Source organism: Micromonospora sp. LOL_023 (assembly GCF_048060115.1).
In the GTDB taxonomy this organism is placed as follows: domain Bacteria; phylum Actinomycetota; class Actinomycetes; order Mycobacteriales; family Micromonosporaceae; genus Micromonospora_E.
Genome location: NZ_JBHMIM010000228.1, coordinates 1 through 230, shown reverse-complemented (window position 1 = coordinate 230; position 230 = coordinate 1). Strand labels below are relative to the sequence as shown.

General features: G+C 64.8%; 1 pseudogene. It reads left to right on the top strand.

Going from position 1 to position 230, the window contains the following annotated elements:
• Positions 1-229 (top strand): annotated as a pseudogene (locus ACFHVL_RS31560) (IS982 family transposase); the annotation flags it as partial.
• Between the last annotated feature and the right edge of the window lies 1 nt (position 230).

Below are 230 nucleotides of genomic sequence, written 5' to 3'. Positions count from 1 at the left end.
GGAGAAGGCCCGCTACGGCGAACCGATGCTCAAGAAGGTCCGGCAGTTGATCGAGTCGGTCAACGACACCCTCAAAGGCCAACTCGACCTGGAACAACACGGCGGACGGACCTTCACCGGTGTCGCCGTACGCGTCGCCCAACGCCTCCTCGCCATGGCCGCCGCGATCTGGCACAACAACAAGACCGGCGCACCCGTCACCCGGTCCCTGATCGCCTACGACCACTGAC